Here is a 15,305-nt window from a genome sequence, read left to right on the forward strand (position 1 = left end):
AAGCTGCTCCTCGATCCCGGACTTGCCGGGGCCGCCGACCGGGGCTTGCCCCCGTGAATGGAGACAGCTGTGCGAACTGAGACGGGCAACCAGGGGCTCACGGGCATGAGCCGGGCGGAGCTGCTTGCGTTGCCAGCCGCCATCGACCTGGACACCGCCAACCGCGCGATCGGCCTTGGCCGCAGCAAGGGCTACGAACTGGCGCGGCGGGACGTCTACCCGTGCCGCGTGCTGCGGTTGGGCAAGAAGTACCGGGTGATCACCGCAGACCTCCTGCGGCTGCTGGGCATCGACGTCGCGCCGGATGGTGCGGCTGCGTGACGAAAAGGCCGCAGGTCGGGTCACGAGCTTGTCTGCCGTGAGAGGACTGCCACCGGAGCAGTGGATCTTCCGTCAGGGCGGTCGTATCGTCGCGTCGCCCGCCGGTTGCGAACCGGCGCAACGCACTCCATCCGCCTGCGAGTTGAGCCAAGTCGGCTCGTCGGCTCGGCAGGCCGAGAACGCGATGGCCCTCGGTGCTACGAACACCGAGGGCCGGGCGAAGTCCCCAGATCAGCGAATCAGTTCAACCGGTGGCAGCGCGACAGTCGAGGTCGTGCGCACCAGCGAGGAGCTTCACCGTGAACTCTACTTCCCGCCAGCCTGCGTCGGGAGACCCGGCGAAGGGCTGGCCCGCCGTTGCCGTCCCCGGTCAACCCGGTCACTACCGACCGGCGGTCGGTCAGAACGACGTACTGACCGACCGGACTGACCGGGAGCCCGGTGCCTTGACCGGTCGGGTCACCGCTGACCCGGTCAGTGCCCCGGCGGGACAGGTCGGTGACCCGGACGTCTTCGGCGGGATGACCGGAAGCGGCGACCTGCCGATCACTCCGTCATCGCCGGGAGCCGAGCTGCTCTGCGAACTCCGATCTGCCATAGCTCGCTTCGTGATTCTCCCGTCCGAGCAAGCTCTGGACGCCGTGACACTGTGGGTTGCCGCCACCCATCTACAGCCCGCTTGGCAGCATGCCCCGCGTCTTGCCGTGATCGGCCCGGCCAAGCGCTGTGGGAAGTCTCGGCTGCTCGACATCGTCACCGAGACCGTGCACGACCCGCTCATCACGGTCAACGCGTCCTCGGCGGCCATCTTCCGCTCGATCACCGACCAGCCGCCGACCCTGCTCGTGGACGAGGCCGACACCATGTTCGGCACCGTCAAGGCGGCCGAGAAGAACGAAGACCTTCGGGGCCTGCTGAACGCCGGTCACCAGCGCAATCGCCCCACCCTGCGGGTGACCGGCCCGGACCACAAGGTGGTCAAGTTCCCCACCTTCGCCATGGCAGCCCTGGCCGGCATCGGCGACCTCCCGGACACGATCATGGACCGGTCAGTGGTCATCCGCATGCGCCGCCGCGCACCGGGCGAGCGCGTCTCCTCGTACCGCTCCGACCGGGACAACCCGGGCCTGCGCGAGCTGCGCGACGGCCTTCACGCCTGGCTGGTGCCGCTGACCGACGCGGCGACCGACATGGAGCCGCCCATGCCGGTTGACGACCGTGCTGCCGACACCTGGGAGCCTTTGGTGACGGTCGCGGACCTTGCCGGAGGTGAGTGGCCGGTACGTGCCCGCGCGGCCTGCCGCGCCATGACCGCGTTCGAGTCCGGGCAGGACGAGGACGGTGGATTGAAGACGAGGATCCTGGTCGACATCCGCCGAGTCTTCGCCGCCGGTGGCAACCCGGACGCCCTGTCCACCGAGCACCTCCTGACCGCCTTGAAGGCTGACCACGAGGCGCCGTGGGCCGAACACGGACCCACGGGGTTGAGCGCCCGTGGCTTGCAACTCCTGCTGAAGGACTACGGCATCAGCTCGGCGAACATCCGCTTCCCAGACGGTGTGCAGCTCAAGGGCTTCACCCGCAACGGTTTCCTCGACGCCTGGAGCCGCTACTGCCCCGAGCCCGTTGAGTCCCAAGCCGCTGCCAGCAGCTGACCCGCTGCCAGTCGTACCATCCGTCCCCGCCCAGCTCAGAGCGGGGACGGGTCACTTCCCCGCAACGAGTTCTGCCGTCCCTGAACCGCCACCCGTAACACCGTGACCAGGCATGCAACGATTGGGACGACTGCAACGCCAATCTGGCGGCGATGGACGTGGTCACGGCCTCAATGGCGCTGAATTCCTGGGAGTCGAACAGCAGTGGAGGAGGTCGAGGTCGCAGGCAGAGCAAGTTGTGGGGCAAGCACTGCTTACCCCGGAGCCCCGCCTGGCGGCAAGCTATCGCCTACCACGGCCATACCGCCGTCGTACGCACGTGGCACACCCAGGAGGGCGTAGCCGACCCGAGCGGTGGCCGTGTGAGGATGGGCGGCTGCCAGAGGAGTTTCAGGTGTTACTCGGGGATCGTGGACACTCCCAGCATTTCTCGGAGAGAACCTTCTGTGGCTGCGAGGCCTTGCTGGTCACCGAGTTTGCGATACAGGCGAAGAGCTGCCGTGTAATGCACTTGAGCCCGACTCGGGTTGTCGGACATCCACTCGAGGGCGCCGAGGAGCGTCAGCGCGCCAGCCTCGTAGTGCTCGTTTGAGATGTCTCGGAAGTAGTCGTGGGCCAGTTGGAGCGAGTGCCGGGCCTCTTGCAGTTTGCCCATCGCGAGCTGGGCATGGCCAAGATTCAGGTAGTTGAGGTGAATGCCTGATTCATCCTGGACCTCCCGGTATGCCGGGAAGGCTGTCTGGAACGATTTCACTGCTCCTTCCAGTTGGCCCAGTTGGAACAGGGCGGTGCCGAGGCCAGCGTGTGCCGAGGCCTCCTTCCGGCGATCCCCTGAAGCGCGGTGGTACTGGATGGATTCGGCGTACGCCGTGGCAGCGCGGCCAGGCAGGCCTGCCTCTCGATAGGCAATGCCGAGATTCGTGAGCGACGTGCCCAGGTCGTTGATGTCCCGGTTTCTCCGGGCGAGTTGAACCGCTTCGGTGAGAATCGGAATGGCCTCGGCGGGACTGCGGTGCTGGCGGACCGCCGTGCCCAAGCTAACGGTGGCGTCGCACTGGCCATCGAGGAATCCGATTCTCTCCGCAATGGCGAGGGCCTTCGTCAAGGTAGGGATGGCCTCTTCGAACCTGCGCAGGCTGGTCAGACTGGTACCCACGTTGTTTAGAGCCCGGACTTGCCGCTCGGCGTCGCGCTCCCGGCGCGCGGCTTCGTACGCTGTCTGAGCGGATTGCAGGGCCTCCGCTGCCCGACCCCTCAGATCAAGGAACAACAGGAGGTTCATCGACAGCATGTACGTGGTCTCCGTCATGCCGAACTCGTGGGCCTGCCGGGCCGTTGCTTGAAGGTTCGCGCATTCGGCGTCAAACCAGCTCAGTGCACCCCCTGCCGTGTCGAACCGCGGCGGATTCCCTCTGGGCGTTCCTCTCAGCGTGAGGTTGGCATCGTCCGAGATTTGGTCGTAGAGCTCAGCCACGCGGCCGAACGCTACCTGCCGTTCTGCCTCGGAGATGGTTGCGCGGCATTGTTCAGCAGAGAACAGATGGACCAGGTCGTGCATCCTCCATCGAGAGGTGCCAGGGACGCGTGAAACCAGGCTGGCCTGGCCGAGCCTGCGGAGGACCGAGCGCGCCTGAGGGTAGTCCTCACCCAGAACGGCGGCGGCGATTTGTTCTGACATCTGGCTGCCCGGATGAATGGATAGCCTGCAAAACGGGGCCTGCAGGGACTCATCGAGTCGGATGAGCGAGACGTGCAGCGCGGCCCTGACGGCCGTGTCTCCGAACTGCAGGACGTCCAGTCGGTACTTCTCAGTCGCCAGGTCCGTCAGCAACTCGGCAGGGGCAAGGTCGGGATCGTCTTTCATGATCGCCGCTGCGATGCTTAGCGCCAGCGGAAGGTGACCACACAGGTCGGTGATCTCCCGGATTGGATGTGGATCGCGGAGGCGGTCGTCGCGGGGACTGAGGGCCTTGCCGAAGAGGGATTCCGAATCCATGGGATCGAGGCATTCAAGCTTGATCGTCTCGGCGCCTTCGATGATGCCAAGTCGGCTGCGTGAAGTGACGACCACGCCATGGTTGGCTCCTCCGGGAAGCAACTCGGCGACTTGCGAGAGCTCGGCTACGTTGTCGAACACCAGAAGTACCGGACTGCCAGATGCACCGAGGCCGTCGAGCGTTTGGTGGTAGAGGGCAGCCTGACTCTCGATGTCTCGTGGAATCTCGACCGTGCGGACCCCGAGCGCACACAGGAGGGGCGCGTAGGCGCTACCGGCACGAGCCAGTTGTTCGCGGTTAACCGAGAAGCCGTGCATGTCCGCGACGATCACGCCACCGGAGAACGTCGCATGTGTATCCGGCTCCCCGATGACCCAATCAACGAGGGATGTCTTGCCGACGCCGGCCATTCCGGAGACGAGGACCCTGCGCGCGCCACTCTCGGTCAGCTTGTCCTTGATGGCTCGCCGCTCCTGGCTACGGCCGACGAACCATGACGGGGCCAGCTTGGAGGTTTCCGAGACCCGTGTGACCTGGAGTGCGGTCTCGCCTGCGTGCCGCCTCGAGCGCTTCTCGACGAATGTGTGGGCGATTTCTAGGAACGAGTCGAGGTTGCCTGCGTGGAGTTCTTGCTCGCAGGGAACAGGGATCCAGGTCGGTGCATCCGCGGATGATTCCAGAGCCTCTGTCAGGTTGACCCAGAACAACTGTCGCGACCCGATGTCGAAGGCCACGCCGAAGACGGGCAGAAGTGCGTTCCTCCAGTCACTCGCATGTGCGTCAACAGGGATTGCATAGCCGTTCGCCCGCTTGTACTTATCGCCGCTCTTCACTTGAATGGCGATCGACGCACCGGTCCGCTCGCCCTCACGAGTGAGCATGACGAACATGTCCTCGCCGAAGTCATTACCGCCGTCGATCTCCTGGACGATCTGATCATGTTCTTCCAGGAGCGCCCGGAGTGCGTTGACGCCCGCTCGTTCGATCCTTCTGTTCCGAGTGACGCTTGCCGGCATGGTTCTCCCCACCCCCCACCGCGCCAGTCGGCGCGGCTGATGGAACGAGAGACTACCGCTCAGCCCAGCGGCGGGGCATGGCGAAGGTCATCCAACGTGTATGTCGCTGTACGGCCGTTGGGTTCCGTGGCTGCCCGGTGAGTCACCCGGACTGACTTGATCAGCGTGCCTCGCGGAGCAAGTTGTGGGGTAAGGAGTCCTTACCCCGGCCCGCTCTCTGGGGCGGAGCAAGTTGACGCGTACGACGGTCCTACGGCCTTGGCGCGACCTGCCCGGCCCGGCTGGTGGCTGCGCGAGGGCGCACAGCCACCAGCCGGGCTCTCCGCCGGGAGCCCCCTGGGCCTGCGCGCTGACGGAGTGGGTGGCTCCCGGTCGGATTTCCCTCGGTGAGAGCTACAGGCGGATGACGGTAGTGCTGCCCCCCAAAGATCCAAGCGATGCGGTTAGCTGTCGAACCACACGACGAGTCGGACGTTCTCTCCGCCGTGGACATCGGCGAGGACGCTCATGGCCTTCCACACCGGTGCCCACTCGCCGTCTTCCGGCACGGCATCCCGACGCACCATTCGTACGACGCGGAAGAGCACCTCGTCCTCCACCCACTCAGCGCCTTCCGGCTTGTTGTGGCGACCACGGAACGATTTGCCCGTCAGGACCCAGCTCCGGTCCGGCGTGCGCGTGTACCACTGCACACGCTCGTCGACGGCCTCGGCGGGTTCGTCCCAGTCCACCGCGGCCAGTTCCGCCCAGCTGATCCAGGACGGGCTGTGACCATCGGCGCCCCATGCAGCCTCGTACGCCTGCCGGGTCTGGGACGACACGTCGGCGGGCAGGCCTCGGTCTCCGGCCAGTGGGCGGAAGCCGGCGTGGTTCCGCACGCCAAACAGGCAGCCGAAGGCGTCGTAGCTTCGACCGCCGTACAAAAAGTCCAGGTCTATCGCCGCATGCCAACCCGCGTCGTCTTCGTCGAGCGTTCCGTAGGTGGGCCGGCACTCCACGAAGCCATGTATATCGGCTCCCATGCGACGGCATTCTCCGGGATGAATGGAAAAGCGGCCAGGTGTTTTCGGGCTGCCTGGACCGGTTGGACACGTCGAGGCGGACAGTCGGCCGGGCCCTGAGGGCCGAGAAAAGCGCGCCGCCCGATGCCCCTGGCGGAGCAAGTTGTCGCGTTGGATATCCCAAGGGCTACTCAACGCTCTGCGCTCTACCAGGGGTCGGGAGCCGGTCATCTGGTGATCTCGGAGAGCCGTCTGCGCAGGGGCTCCTCGAGGTTGAGGTTGTCGCCTCGGGTGGTTGTTTGCAGCAGTTCGGTGATGACGACGAGTTCTGCGAACCTCCCGGCAGGGGTATCGAGGATGTGCCCGAGCTGCCGCCGGATTTCTGCGGCCGTGTCAGGTACGAGGAGGCTGTAGGAGTGCAGCAGCGCCGCGTCGTACCCGGCAGGCGCGACGCCCCAGCCTTCCCAGTCGAGGACTGAGAGAGACGGACTTGTGAGGTTGGCCCAGTGCAGGTCACCGTGGGCGGTCGTCCAGGCGGGCACCTTGGTGTCGATCGGGATGCCCAGGTACTGGGGCATGGCGCGGTCCAGGTATTCCTGCCGGATCGCCACCCGGTCGCTGGGAACGGTGGCAATGGCGTCGAGGGCGGTGCTGAGTGCGTCCCACCAGGCGTTGTCCAGGTTGGGCGCTTCCCGGAGGATCGGCTCGTGGGTGGTGATGGTGGAGGCGGTGATCTTGTCGTATAGCTCTGCCAGGTAACCGTACTCGCCGTCGGTCCAGGTGCGCCGCTCCCGCAGGCGCGGCCTGGGTACCGCAGGAGGCATGAGCTGTTCTGCCTCCTGCGGTCCCTCCCAGAGCTTTCCGCAGGCCTTGTCGGCCGGGGCGGACACCAGGCGGAGCCAGCCCTCGCCGGATGCCGTGGCGACTGGACGGCTGAGGGTACGTCCGCGCCAGCCCCACGCTTCTCGGGAGCCGATCGGCGTCGCGTCGAACGCCGTTGCTGCTGTGGCGTGCATCCCGCGCATCCGCCTGGCGGTGTCCGGCTCAGGTTCCGAGTACATCAACGACCCTTCGGAGTGCGTCCGGAGACAGCGACGGTCGGCCGACGGCTTCGGCGGCCTGCCCCCAGTGTTCCGGGTTCCCCGTCGACAGGAGCACGCGCTTCACGCCTGGGGCTGAAGCAACGACGGCGAGGGCGGCCTCGGCAGGGGTCTTGCCAGGGCTGATCAGCTCGGACAGTTCCGGTGGCACCATGCCGGGGATCTCGCCACCGTGGAGCGGGGCGGAGGCGAACGCTTCCAAGCCCGCAGCCAGGGCATCGGCCAACGGGCCGTGTCCGTCGAGAGCCTGGGCGACGGGCGCAAGGTGGACGAGGGAGACCGGGAGCTGGATGGCACGTAGGTGATGACTCAGCCCGCCGGCTTTGGCCGCGAGTTCGATCAGCGTGGGTACGTCGAAGAGGCCGCTGCTGAAACCGCGCCAGGTCGCCACTCCGTAGGCGCTGATGACCTGCTGGCTGCACGCCTCCTCCAGGGCCAGGAAGGCCTTGTAGAGCCGGTCGGTGATCTCGCCGTCCGGGCAACCGTGTTCGGGGTTGTGCACGAACACCAGATCGGGCACCCGGCCGAGCATGCGCCTGCTGCGCGCGAGTTGCCAGGCGATGTAGTCCGGGGCGAGGCAGTGCCCGCGTTCGGCGTCGGCTGCGGACAGGGCACCGGCTCGCACACCGATGTGACTGGCGCTGGCCGGGACGAAGCCCACCTTGGTGGAGACGCGCAGATCCGGGTAGGCAGCCAGAACTACGGCGAGCCACGTCTCCGCCCGGCCGCCCGCGTAGTTGGGCGCGGTGTCCACCCAGTCGGCACCTCGGGAGGCGGCCATCAGCGCGGCCTCGGCCACATCGAGGCAACGGTAGGTGCCGAGGCCCAGCCGGGCGGTCATTGCGCACCACCGATCGCGGCGGCCTGGCCGTCGACCAGCTCCGTCACGACACCGGCCGCCTGCCCGAGAGTGATGCCTGCGGCCTGTGCGAGATCGGCCAGCCGGTGAGGTTCCCCGTCTGCGAGGAGCGCGAGCATCGGCTGGGCCTTGGCGGCAAACGTCCACTCCTCGCCGCCGGCGGTCAGCCGGACGGTGCCGTCGGGCACGGCCGCGAGCACGGGCCGCGTGGTGACCAGGCGCACCCGAAGGTCGGCGTCCGGTGGGATCGCCGTGATGTGGGGCAGCGACGGCGCGAGGCGGGCTCGCTCGGTGGCGTCGCGAGCGGCGGAGAAGCGGGCGATCAGGCCGTCGCTTTCCAACTCGGCCGCGAGGAGCTTGCCGATGGTGTCGAGGAAGACGCGTTGCTCCTCAGCGGCCCCGAAGCGCGGGATGTCCGCCCGGACGGCCTCGTGGGCGCGCAGCATCTCCGACAGCCAGGTGATCAGATCGGCGCCCGTCGTGCTCTGCAGCCCGCACGTGACGTGCAGCGAGTGTTCGCCCTCGGAGGCGGCGACAGCGTGCCACCAGCCCCGAGGCAGATAGAGCACATCGCCGGCGGTGAGGACCAGATCGGCGACGGGCTCCTCGGGCGGCGGTTCCGGCGTCTCTACGTCGCGGTGCATCGGCACCGTGCGGGTGGGGCCGTAGATGCGCCAGCGCTTCGCGCCGTCGAGCTGGACGACGACCACGTCGTGATCGTCCCAGTGGACGCCGAAGCCCTCGGTGCCGGTCCAGGAGGCATACAGGTTGACCTGCACGCCGGTCCGCAGCCAGCGCTCCAGCTGGCCGGCCAGAGCACCGATACCGGGGTGGAGCTCGTCAACGGCGTCCAGGACCAGCGTGGCACCCTCGGCGAGACGCTTGTGCAGCTCGGAGGGCTGGAGCTGGTGCCAGACGGTGCTGCGCCGGGTGGTGATCGGTCGGGAGTACGTGTACGCGGGCACCTGCTCCCCGTTGACGGCGAGGCGGAAGCGAGGCGGTTCGAACCGGTGGTGGGTCAGGATGGTGTTGAGGTCATCCCAGCTCATGAGTCCGGTGAGTGACGCGGCTTCACCGCGTGCGACCTTGAAGCTGCGGCCGAGCGTCTGGGCGAGGAAGTCATCCCCGCCCAGACGCTCAACCACCGAGAAGCGCTCGGCGGTCATCGTGACGCAGCCGTCAGTCGTTGGTGTCGGTTCGACCGGTGGAGCCGCCGTCCGACGGCTGCTCGCCACGCGAGCGGGCCGCGGCGACCTTCGCACGGGCGACCAGCAGACCGTCGCCCTCCAACTCGGTGCTGGTCGTCAGGTTTTCGGGCATGAAGCCTCCTTCGGAGTCATGGGGCGGGCCGAATGCCCGGCCCCTTCGTGGGTGCAGCGATGGATCCGTTGCCGGGGCAAGCCGCCGGCAAGGAACCTCAGGTGCTTACGCCGCACGGCTGTTGACCAGCGCGGCCACCCGCATCCCCCCAAGCCCGCGTCGGGGCAGGAGGAAGTCTTGTCAGGCACTGGTCGGCAGGACATCCCGTGCCTTCGGGGCAGCGGCCCTCACCAGCGCGGTGAGTCGCTCGTCGCCCGAAACGGCGGCGGTGGTGCCGACCTCGAACCAGATCCGTTTGCCAGCGGGGTCCGGCTCGGCGCCCCAGTTCGTCGCGAGCGCCGCCACCAGGAACAGCCCCCGTCCGTCGGTGGCGTCGAGATCGATCCCACCTGCAGCCGGCAGTTCGTGGCCGACATCCGTCACCTCGACGCGCAACCGCTCACCGTCCCAGGACACGCGCACGACGCACGGGGCGGCCGTGTGGGACACGGCGTTGGTGATCAGCTCGCTGGACAGCAACTCGACATCGCGGAGCGCGTCCTCCGCCAGCGGCAAGCCCCAACCGCGCACGGCCCGTATCACCCGCCGCCGGGCGTCCGGCACGACCTCGGCACTGGGCAGCACGCGAAAGCCGAACGGGGCGAGGGCAGTGGCTTGGCAGGTGGTGACGGACATGAGCGCGGACCTTTCACCGGGACGAGGTCGGCAGCGGGCCGATTCGCGCCGGGATTCACCCGGCAGGTATCTACAGAACCGCCTCCAATGCCGGTGAACCAGAGCAGAATTGATGCGGCTACGAGGCATCCGTGCTGCAAACCTGGGCATGACCTGGCCTGTTACGGCTACAGACGAACTGACGTACCTCTGGAGGACGCGGGATGGCATCCAGGAGGTCCCGGCTGATCCAGCGCAGGGAGGCGGTCGGCCACACTCAGGAATCCCTGGCGGAAGCCCTCGATGTGGACCGTACGACTGTGGGGCGATGGGAGAGCGGTAGGGGTGCCCCACAGCCCTGGATGCGGCCGAAGCTCGCCCGCGCCCTGGGAGTCTCAGTCGATCAGTTGACCGACCTGCTGGCAGTACCTCCTGTAGCCGTCGAAGCAGCGCCACAGTCCAGCAGCGTCGTCGACGCCTCGGCTCCCGTGCCTGCTCGGCGCGCGGACCACGACAACGATCTCGTAGTGGCTGTGGCAGCCGACTCGGCAGAGTCCGCGTTCTTCCTTCGCTTCGCCAGCGCGTCCAACGTGGACGACACGCTGCTTGAACAGATCGACGCGGACATTGCGAGGCTGGCAGGGGACTACGTGAGCAAGCCGGTGTCCGAGCTCTTCCACGACATCGGAACCCTCCGGCGAGAAGTGTTCGACTTACTCCGAGGCCGTCAACACCCCTACCAGACAAGCCATCTCTACCTGCAGGCCGGACGCATCTGTGGCCTGGCCACCCATGTCGCCCTCGACCTCGGCCAGTACACAGCTGCGGCCACGCATTCGCGAACGGCCTGGCGCTGCGCGGAGTCAGCCGACCACAACGGCCTCCGGGCCTGGATCCGATCCGTCCAGTCCCTGATCGCCTACTGGCAGCAAGACCACCGCCAGGCCGCCGAACTGGCCAGAGCCGGACTGCCGTACGCGGACACCGGGACAATTGCAGCCCGCCTGTTCAGCCTCGAAGCACGGGCCACCGCCGCGCTCGGCGACAGCGCGAGCGCGCTACGAGCCGTGGCAATGGCCGAGGCAGCGCGGAGCGCCGTAGCCGCCGTGGATCTTCCCGGCGTATTCACGTTTCCCGAGGCCAAGCAGTGGACCTACGCTGGCACCGCCCTCCTTGCCCTGGGCGCCCGGTCGCATGTGAACCGAGCCATCGAGGCGTCCTCCAGGGCCATCGCCATGTACGAGTCCGCACCGCAGCAGGAACAGTCCTCCGGCGACCTGCTGGCCGCCCGCCTCGACCTCGCCAACGCCCACCTCGCCCACGGCGACCTCGACGGCGTGCAGGAGAAGCTCTCGGTGGTGCTGGACGCCGCACCGGACCGGCGAACAGCGAGCATCTCCAGCCGTCTTCGGGCGCTGAGCACTCGTCTCGCCGAACCCGCCTATGCAGGCTCCCCGATCGTCCTGAGTCTCCGTGAGAATGTCAGAGAAGCCTGCTCTCGACCCGCACTCACGAACCCTCCGGAGCTGCCCCAATGACGAGCAACACCGCACAGCAGGACGCCGCAGTCGCCGACAAGTCCATCCTCGCGAACAGCGCCTACGCCGACGGACGCCACCTGGCCGCCCGCCAGTCCATCTACCGGTGGCAGCAGCCGCAGTACGATCTGCCCGGGATCGTCCTCGAAGAGCTGGCCGGCACCAGCGGGATCGTCCTCGATGTCGGCTGCGGCAACGGCAAGTTCGTCAGCCGCCTGCACAAGGACCGCCCAGATCTCAAGGTCGTCGGGATGGACATCTCGGCAGGCATCCTCGCCGACGTCGAGAAGCCGGTCCTGGTGGCCGACGCCCAAGCCCTGCCCTTCACCGACAACAGTGCCGACGCCGTCCTGGCCCTGCACATGCTGTACCACGTCAGTGACATCGAGCCCACGATCAAGGAAATGGCCCGCGTCCTCCGGCCTGGCGGCGTGCTCATCGCCTCGACCAACAGCGACACCGACAAGCAAGAGTTGGACCGGCTCTGGGCCCGGGCCGCAGGCGACGTCCTCGGGATTCCCGAGGGGCCGGCACGGGTCTCCCTAAGCGCCCGCTTCTCCCTGGAGAAGGCACCCAGCTACCTCGGAACGACGTTCAAGCACATCCGGGTCCGGGAACTGCCCGGCACCATCGAGCTCACCGACCCCGCGCCGATCGTCGCCCACCTGGCCTCCTACGAAGCGTGGGCGCACCAATGCGGCGTCCCGTTCCATCAGACCATCAGCCGGGCCGCCGAGATCGCTGCCGCCATGATCGCGACCGAAGGGGTGTTCAAGATTACATGCCTCGGCGGATTCCTGGCGTGCCGATTGTAGACAGCAGCTCGCAGGCTGTAGAGCAAAGACGGTTGAGTCTCTCGCATTCGTATGAGGTCGGTATCAGGGATATGAGCGAGCAGCGTTTTGCTAGTTGGGCGTCTGAGTTGCTGCAGGCTGCGCTGAATTCCTGGCGGTGCGGTAATGAACGATTTGCCGTCCTGCATGCTGGTATGGGGTGCGAGCATGCCCTTAAAGCGCTGCTATACCAAGCCAATCCGCTTCTGATTTCTGAGCGAAGTGACCGAGCAAACCGCTTCCACTCTCTTGGGCTCGGTAACCAGAAGGGGGTTCCCCCGCTTGCTCAGGCGCGAACTCTCGGACTGGCGGACACCTTTAAAGACGCCGAGATTGTCATGGAGGGTAGGATGCCGGTTTCGTGGAACGATTTCGTCCCCCTCATGGATGATCGAAATGGAGTCGCGCATTTCGCCTATCATGACGCCACCCGAACAGAGCAGTCGCTGGTCATCGCCATCAAGGTTGCGGAAGCAGCTCGCAAAGAGCTTGCCGTAACGAGCGGAGACTTCTGGGGGATTTACGACGGCCTTTTTGGTGACCTTGCCAAGGTTAAGGCTATGGTCGCACCTGCCTCCTCGCAAGTCGGCATTGAAGGGTCAGCCGAAGCTCTTGCCAGGATCGAGGCTTCCGAAGTAGTTGGGGCTGTCGGTCATGTCGCGGCAATTATCGCCGATGCTGCGGTTCCTGGTTCGGCCTTGCGTGCAGCTGCTCAACAGGCTGAAATACGAGAAATGGTTACCCGGGCGACCATTTGCTCTGCCCTCGCCGCCGTTACAAGGCGTGGCCAGCGCGCCGCCGAAGCGCTCCTGGTAGCGAACGGCTTGTTGCCTTTGCCTTCAATCGAAATTCGCCATTTCTACAGCCTCGCCGAACTCTCGTATGAAGAACAATATCGCCGTTGGCGCGACTCATTGGGTTCCCGCAAGAGGCAGGCTGCTCAGGTACTCGGGGTAAGAACCCTCGTCGCTCGCGCTGTCGTGCAAACCTTTATGGAAGCCATGCGCCAGCAGTTGCCTGATTTTGCGCCACCGTGGCACTGGTTCATCGGCGTCAGTAAGGCGCCTGGTAGGACACTGATGCGAGTTGCATGTCCGGCATGCCCGGGCGAGATCCGTGGCGAGCTGAGAGGAGATATCGAGGTAGATGGATGCTGCTGCGACGAGGGTCGCTACTGCAACCACCGGAACTGCAGGCAGGCCATAGCGCGGATCGGGGCGTTCTGCTGCCCGGTATGTTCCTTGGAACTCACGGACCCGGATGAGCTCGAGGCTGCTGGGTTTGAGCTTCATCTTGATTGGGAGGATTGATGCCTTATCATTCCCCGCCAACATTAGGATCAGTGCTGAGTTTTTTGTCCGCCAATAGCGGAAGGGGTCCCTCACGTCACTGCTCTGGCTCGTCCGGCCTCCTCCAGGGCGGAAAGAGCAGTCGTTCATATGCCTTCTTCGCGTCGCGGACGAAATTGGGATGGTTGTCGTTATCGTAGCGCCAAGCTGCGTCGCTTCTATCCGTGCGATGTCCGCACCAGTCGTTCCAGTCTCGGCGCAGTGACTGCCAAGTGGCTCCGTCGACTGGCTCGATAATATGAGCCAGTCCAGTTGGGCCCGTCTGCGGTGGGCGGCCCATCCTGCTGGTGAGCCTTGGGTCATCGACTCGGGAGGAAACGTGCGGCCCGATATGTTGAGCGAGTCGATAGTGCTTCTCTGACAGTGACTTTATGGGGCCTGAATGGAGTCTGGCTTTGAGGCGACCATAGATGCCTGCCACTTGATCGGGCGTGAGAAATGGATCAAGGGTCATCGTGACGCGGCTGCAGGCGGCTGTGGCGCCATGGCGAACAGATGCAGATCCCGAGTAAACGAACACCTCGGGCTGTCGTCCTGTGAGTACGAAGGTGGCCGCCTCTGATTGGCGCCACTGGTAAGTATCCGCAAGGTCATTAGCAGCTTTCGCAAGATCTCCCAGAGTCCAACGGGAGTCCACCGTCAGAGCCAGTTCGTGGTGGTCCGCAACGTACCAGAGGTCGATGACGGGATTTTCGCCCGGCCGACGTGCAGTAAGGAGGCCCTCAATGTGCCGGTTGCCGTTGCCGTCAGAGGAATCGGCATTGAAGTGATCCATTATCCACTGATTCACATCCTCAGGTGCGAGGAGTTGAAAGTCAGGGTATTTGCCTCGTCCGGCCAGCCAGGCCTCGTACTCGGCCGTGTCCTGGGGGACCAGATGGGAGCGGCGAAACCACCCCACCTTCGGGTCGCTGTTCGCCCAGGTTGCGTAGATGGCAGATAGCGCATCGATTCTCGCCGAGGCAGAAGCCGAAGTCGGCCGTATCGGTGGAGTGGCACCATCCGTCCGCGCGGCTGGAGTTCGCCCATATACAGCCATTCTCTGCCTGATGGCTGTGACAAGTTCCTGCCGGACCGCCGCACGGTCCGTACGAAGGCTCATCACGTCGCCATCGAGGTCCTCCCACATGGCGTCGGACATCCGCCAGCCCAGTGCCTTCTCGACATCAGTGCGAAGGTTTGTCATCTCGGCTCCCCTCAAGATGACAAACCATCCTAGGCCTGTTGGCCGAAGAGCGGGTGGGTAGTAAGGAGACTGCAGTGGGCGCGAGCGGCGGGATGGCAGCAGATCTGGTCTGCGTGCACATGGCGGCCGGAGAGCAGTGGCTTCTCGGCGCAGTGGTTGTCGTGCCAGTGGCACTCATCTGCGGCACCGTCGTCATCCTGGTCCTATTGGTAGCCCGAAGCCATCGCCTTCTAGCGCTCAAGGCGCTGGTGCCGGTGTTGGTGGCCCTCGTTGAACGGGGCAGAAGGTGTCAGGGAACTCGCCCCAGGCTTCGCGACTGATGCTGTCGTAGGTTGAGCGCAACGCGACAGCCGGATGATCTTGGGATCCTCGGCAGCGGATCTGCGACTTCTCCAGCGTGTCCTGCGTGAGCGATGCGTGAGCGGACGGGGTAGCAGGAGCCGTCCGGAGGCGGATCACGAAACCTGGGGGGGGGG

13 protein-coding genes and 1 pseudogene are annotated in these 15,305 nt (G+C 65.8%); 6 read left to right on the forward strand and 8 right to left on the reverse strand.

Annotation, left to right across the window (positions count from 1 at the left end; all coding sequences use genetic code 11):
* The first annotated feature begins 105 nt into the window (after positions 1-105).
* Both ACZ4W5_RS02495 and ACZ4W5_RS02500 read left to right on the forward strand, forming a co-directional pair.
* Positions 106-321 carry a hypothetical protein gene (locus ACZ4W5_RS02495; RefSeq protein WP_465652447.1) on the forward strand — a complete coding sequence of 72 codons (216 nt, stop codon included), beginning with the start codon at positions 106-108 and terminating at the stop codon, positions 319-321.
* 299 nt (positions 322-620) lie between these two features.
* The gene (locus ACZ4W5_RS02500) at positions 621-1,976 is read left to right on the forward strand and encodes a DUF3631 domain-containing protein (protein ID WP_465652284.1); all 1,356 of its coding nucleotides are present in this window, start codon (positions 621-623) and stop codon (positions 1,974-1,976) included.
* 397 nt (positions 1,977-2,373) lie between these two features.
* Here the strand turns inward: ACZ4W5_RS02500 and ACZ4W5_RS02505 are convergent, their stop codons facing one another.
* The 7 genes from ACZ4W5_RS02505 to ACZ4W5_RS02535 form a co-directional block, all read right to left on the reverse strand.
* Positions 2,374-4,989, reverse strand: a complete 2,616-nt coding sequence (locus tag ACZ4W5_RS02505) for a tetratricopeptide repeat protein (protein ID WP_465652286.1) — start codon at positions 4,987-4,989, stop codon at positions 2,374-2,376.
* A gap of 443 nt (positions 4,990-5,432) precedes the next feature.
* Complete coding sequence (locus ACZ4W5_RS02510; RefSeq protein WP_465652288.1) at positions 5,433-5,987, reverse strand: hypothetical protein; 555 nt, start codon at positions 5,985-5,987, stop codon at positions 5,433-5,435.
* Between the two features lie 230 nt (positions 5,988-6,217).
* Positions 6,218-7,006: a hypothetical protein gene (locus ACZ4W5_RS02515; RefSeq protein ID WP_465652290.1), complete on the reverse strand. Its 789-nt coding sequence runs from the start codon at positions 7,004-7,006 to the stop codon at positions 6,218-6,220.
* Positions 7,007-7,034: 28 nt separating this feature from the next.
* A complete protein-coding gene (locus ACZ4W5_RS02520) occupies positions 7,035-7,931 on the reverse strand; it encodes an aldo/keto reductase (protein ID WP_465652292.1) in 897 nt (298 codons plus the stop codon).
* Positions 7,928-9,115, reverse strand: coding sequence for a cupin domain-containing protein (locus ACZ4W5_RS02525; RefSeq protein ID WP_465652294.1), 1,188 nt, complete (start codon positions 9,113-9,115; stop codon positions 7,928-7,930). Before ACZ4W5_RS02525 ends, ACZ4W5_RS02520 begins: the two co-directional genes overlap by 4 nt.
* A 13-nt stretch (positions 9,116-9,128) precedes the next feature.
* A complete protein-coding gene (locus ACZ4W5_RS02530; protein WP_280696480.1) occupies positions 9,129-9,269 on the reverse strand; it encodes a hypothetical protein in 141 nt (46 codons plus the stop codon).
* Between the two features lie 180 nt (positions 9,270-9,449).
* Complete coding sequence (locus tag ACZ4W5_RS02535; protein WP_465652296.1) at positions 9,450-9,944, reverse strand: ATP-binding protein; 495 nt, start codon at positions 9,942-9,944, stop codon at positions 9,450-9,452.
* A gap of 203 nt (positions 9,945-10,147) precedes the next feature.
* On the opposite strand from ACZ4W5_RS02535, the pseudogene ACZ4W5_RS02540 reads away from it, so the two are divergent.
* From ACZ4W5_RS02540 to ACZ4W5_RS02555, 4 genes and pseudogenes are all read left to right on the forward strand, one after another.
* Positions 10,148-10,324, forward strand: a pseudogene (locus tag ACZ4W5_RS02540) (helix-turn-helix transcriptional regulator); the annotation flags it as partial.
* A gap of 6 nt (positions 10,325-10,330) precedes the next feature.
* Positions 10,331-11,461, forward strand: a complete 1,131-nt coding sequence (locus ACZ4W5_RS02545) for an XRE family transcriptional regulator (protein ID WP_465652452.1) — start codon at positions 10,331-10,333, stop codon at positions 11,459-11,461.
* On the forward strand, positions 11,458-12,276 hold the full coding sequence (locus ACZ4W5_RS02550; protein WP_465652298.1) for a class I SAM-dependent methyltransferase: 819 nt from the start codon (positions 11,458-11,460) through the stop codon (positions 12,274-12,276). The genes ACZ4W5_RS02545 and ACZ4W5_RS02550 overlap by 4 nt, the downstream gene beginning before the upstream one ends.
* Before the next feature lie 71 nt (positions 12,277-12,347).
* Positions 12,348-13,604, forward strand: coding sequence for a hypothetical protein (locus ACZ4W5_RS02555; protein ID WP_465652300.1), 1,257 nt, complete (start codon positions 12,348-12,350; stop codon positions 13,602-13,604).
* A gap of 76 nt (positions 13,605-13,680) precedes the next feature.
* On the opposite strand, the gene ACZ4W5_RS02560 is transcribed toward ACZ4W5_RS02555, so the two are convergent.
* Positions 13,681-14,829 (reverse strand): hypothetical protein, encoded by a 1,149-nt coding sequence (locus ACZ4W5_RS02560; RefSeq protein WP_465652302.1) that lies wholly within the window; start codon positions 14,827-14,829, stop codon positions 13,681-13,683.
* Between the last annotated feature and the right edge of the window lie 476 nt (positions 14,830-15,305).

The sequence above is a fragment of the Kitasatospora sp. NPDC029367 genome, from assembly GCF_055569135.1.

Excerpts from the sequence above, each read along its gene's own strand:
- ACZ4W5_RS02495 (WP_465652447.1), top strand. The coding sequence starts at position 106 with ATGAGCCGGGCGGAGCTGCTTGCGTTGCCAGCCGCCATCGACCTGGAC.
- ACZ4W5_RS02505 (WP_465652286.1), bottom strand. The coding sequence starts at position 4,989 with ATGCCGGCAAGCGTCACTCGGAACAGAAGGATCGAACGAGCGGGCGTC.
- ACZ4W5_RS02515 (WP_465652290.1), bottom strand. The coding sequence starts at position 7,006 with ATGCACGCCACAGCAGCAACGGCGTTCGACGCGACGCCGATCGGCTCC.
- ACZ4W5_RS02520 (WP_465652292.1), bottom strand. The coding sequence starts at position 7,931 with ATGACCGCCCGGCTGGGCCTCGGCACCTACCGTTGCCTCGATGTGGCC.
- ACZ4W5_RS02525 (WP_465652294.1), bottom strand. The coding sequence starts at position 9,115 with ATGACCGCCGAGCGCTTCTCGGTGGTTGAGCGTCTGGGCGGGGATGAC.
- ACZ4W5_RS02530 (WP_280696480.1), bottom strand. The coding sequence starts at position 9,269 with ATGCCCGAAAACCTGACGACCAGCACCGAGTTGGAGGGCGACGGTCTG.
- ACZ4W5_RS02535 (WP_465652296.1), bottom strand. The coding sequence starts at position 9,944 with ATGTCCGTCACCACCTGCCAAGCCACTGCCCTCGCCCCGTTCGGCTTT.
- ACZ4W5_RS02550 (WP_465652298.1), top strand. The coding sequence starts at position 11,458 with ATGACGAGCAACACCGCACAGCAGGACGCCGCAGTCGCCGACAAGTCC.
- ACZ4W5_RS02555 (WP_465652300.1), top strand. The coding sequence starts at position 12,348 with ATGAGCGAGCAGCGTTTTGCTAGTTGGGCGTCTGAGTTGCTGCAGGCT.
- ACZ4W5_RS02560 (WP_465652302.1), bottom strand. The coding sequence starts at position 14,829 with ATGACAAACCTTCGCACTGATGTCGAGAAGGCACTGGGCTGGCGGATG.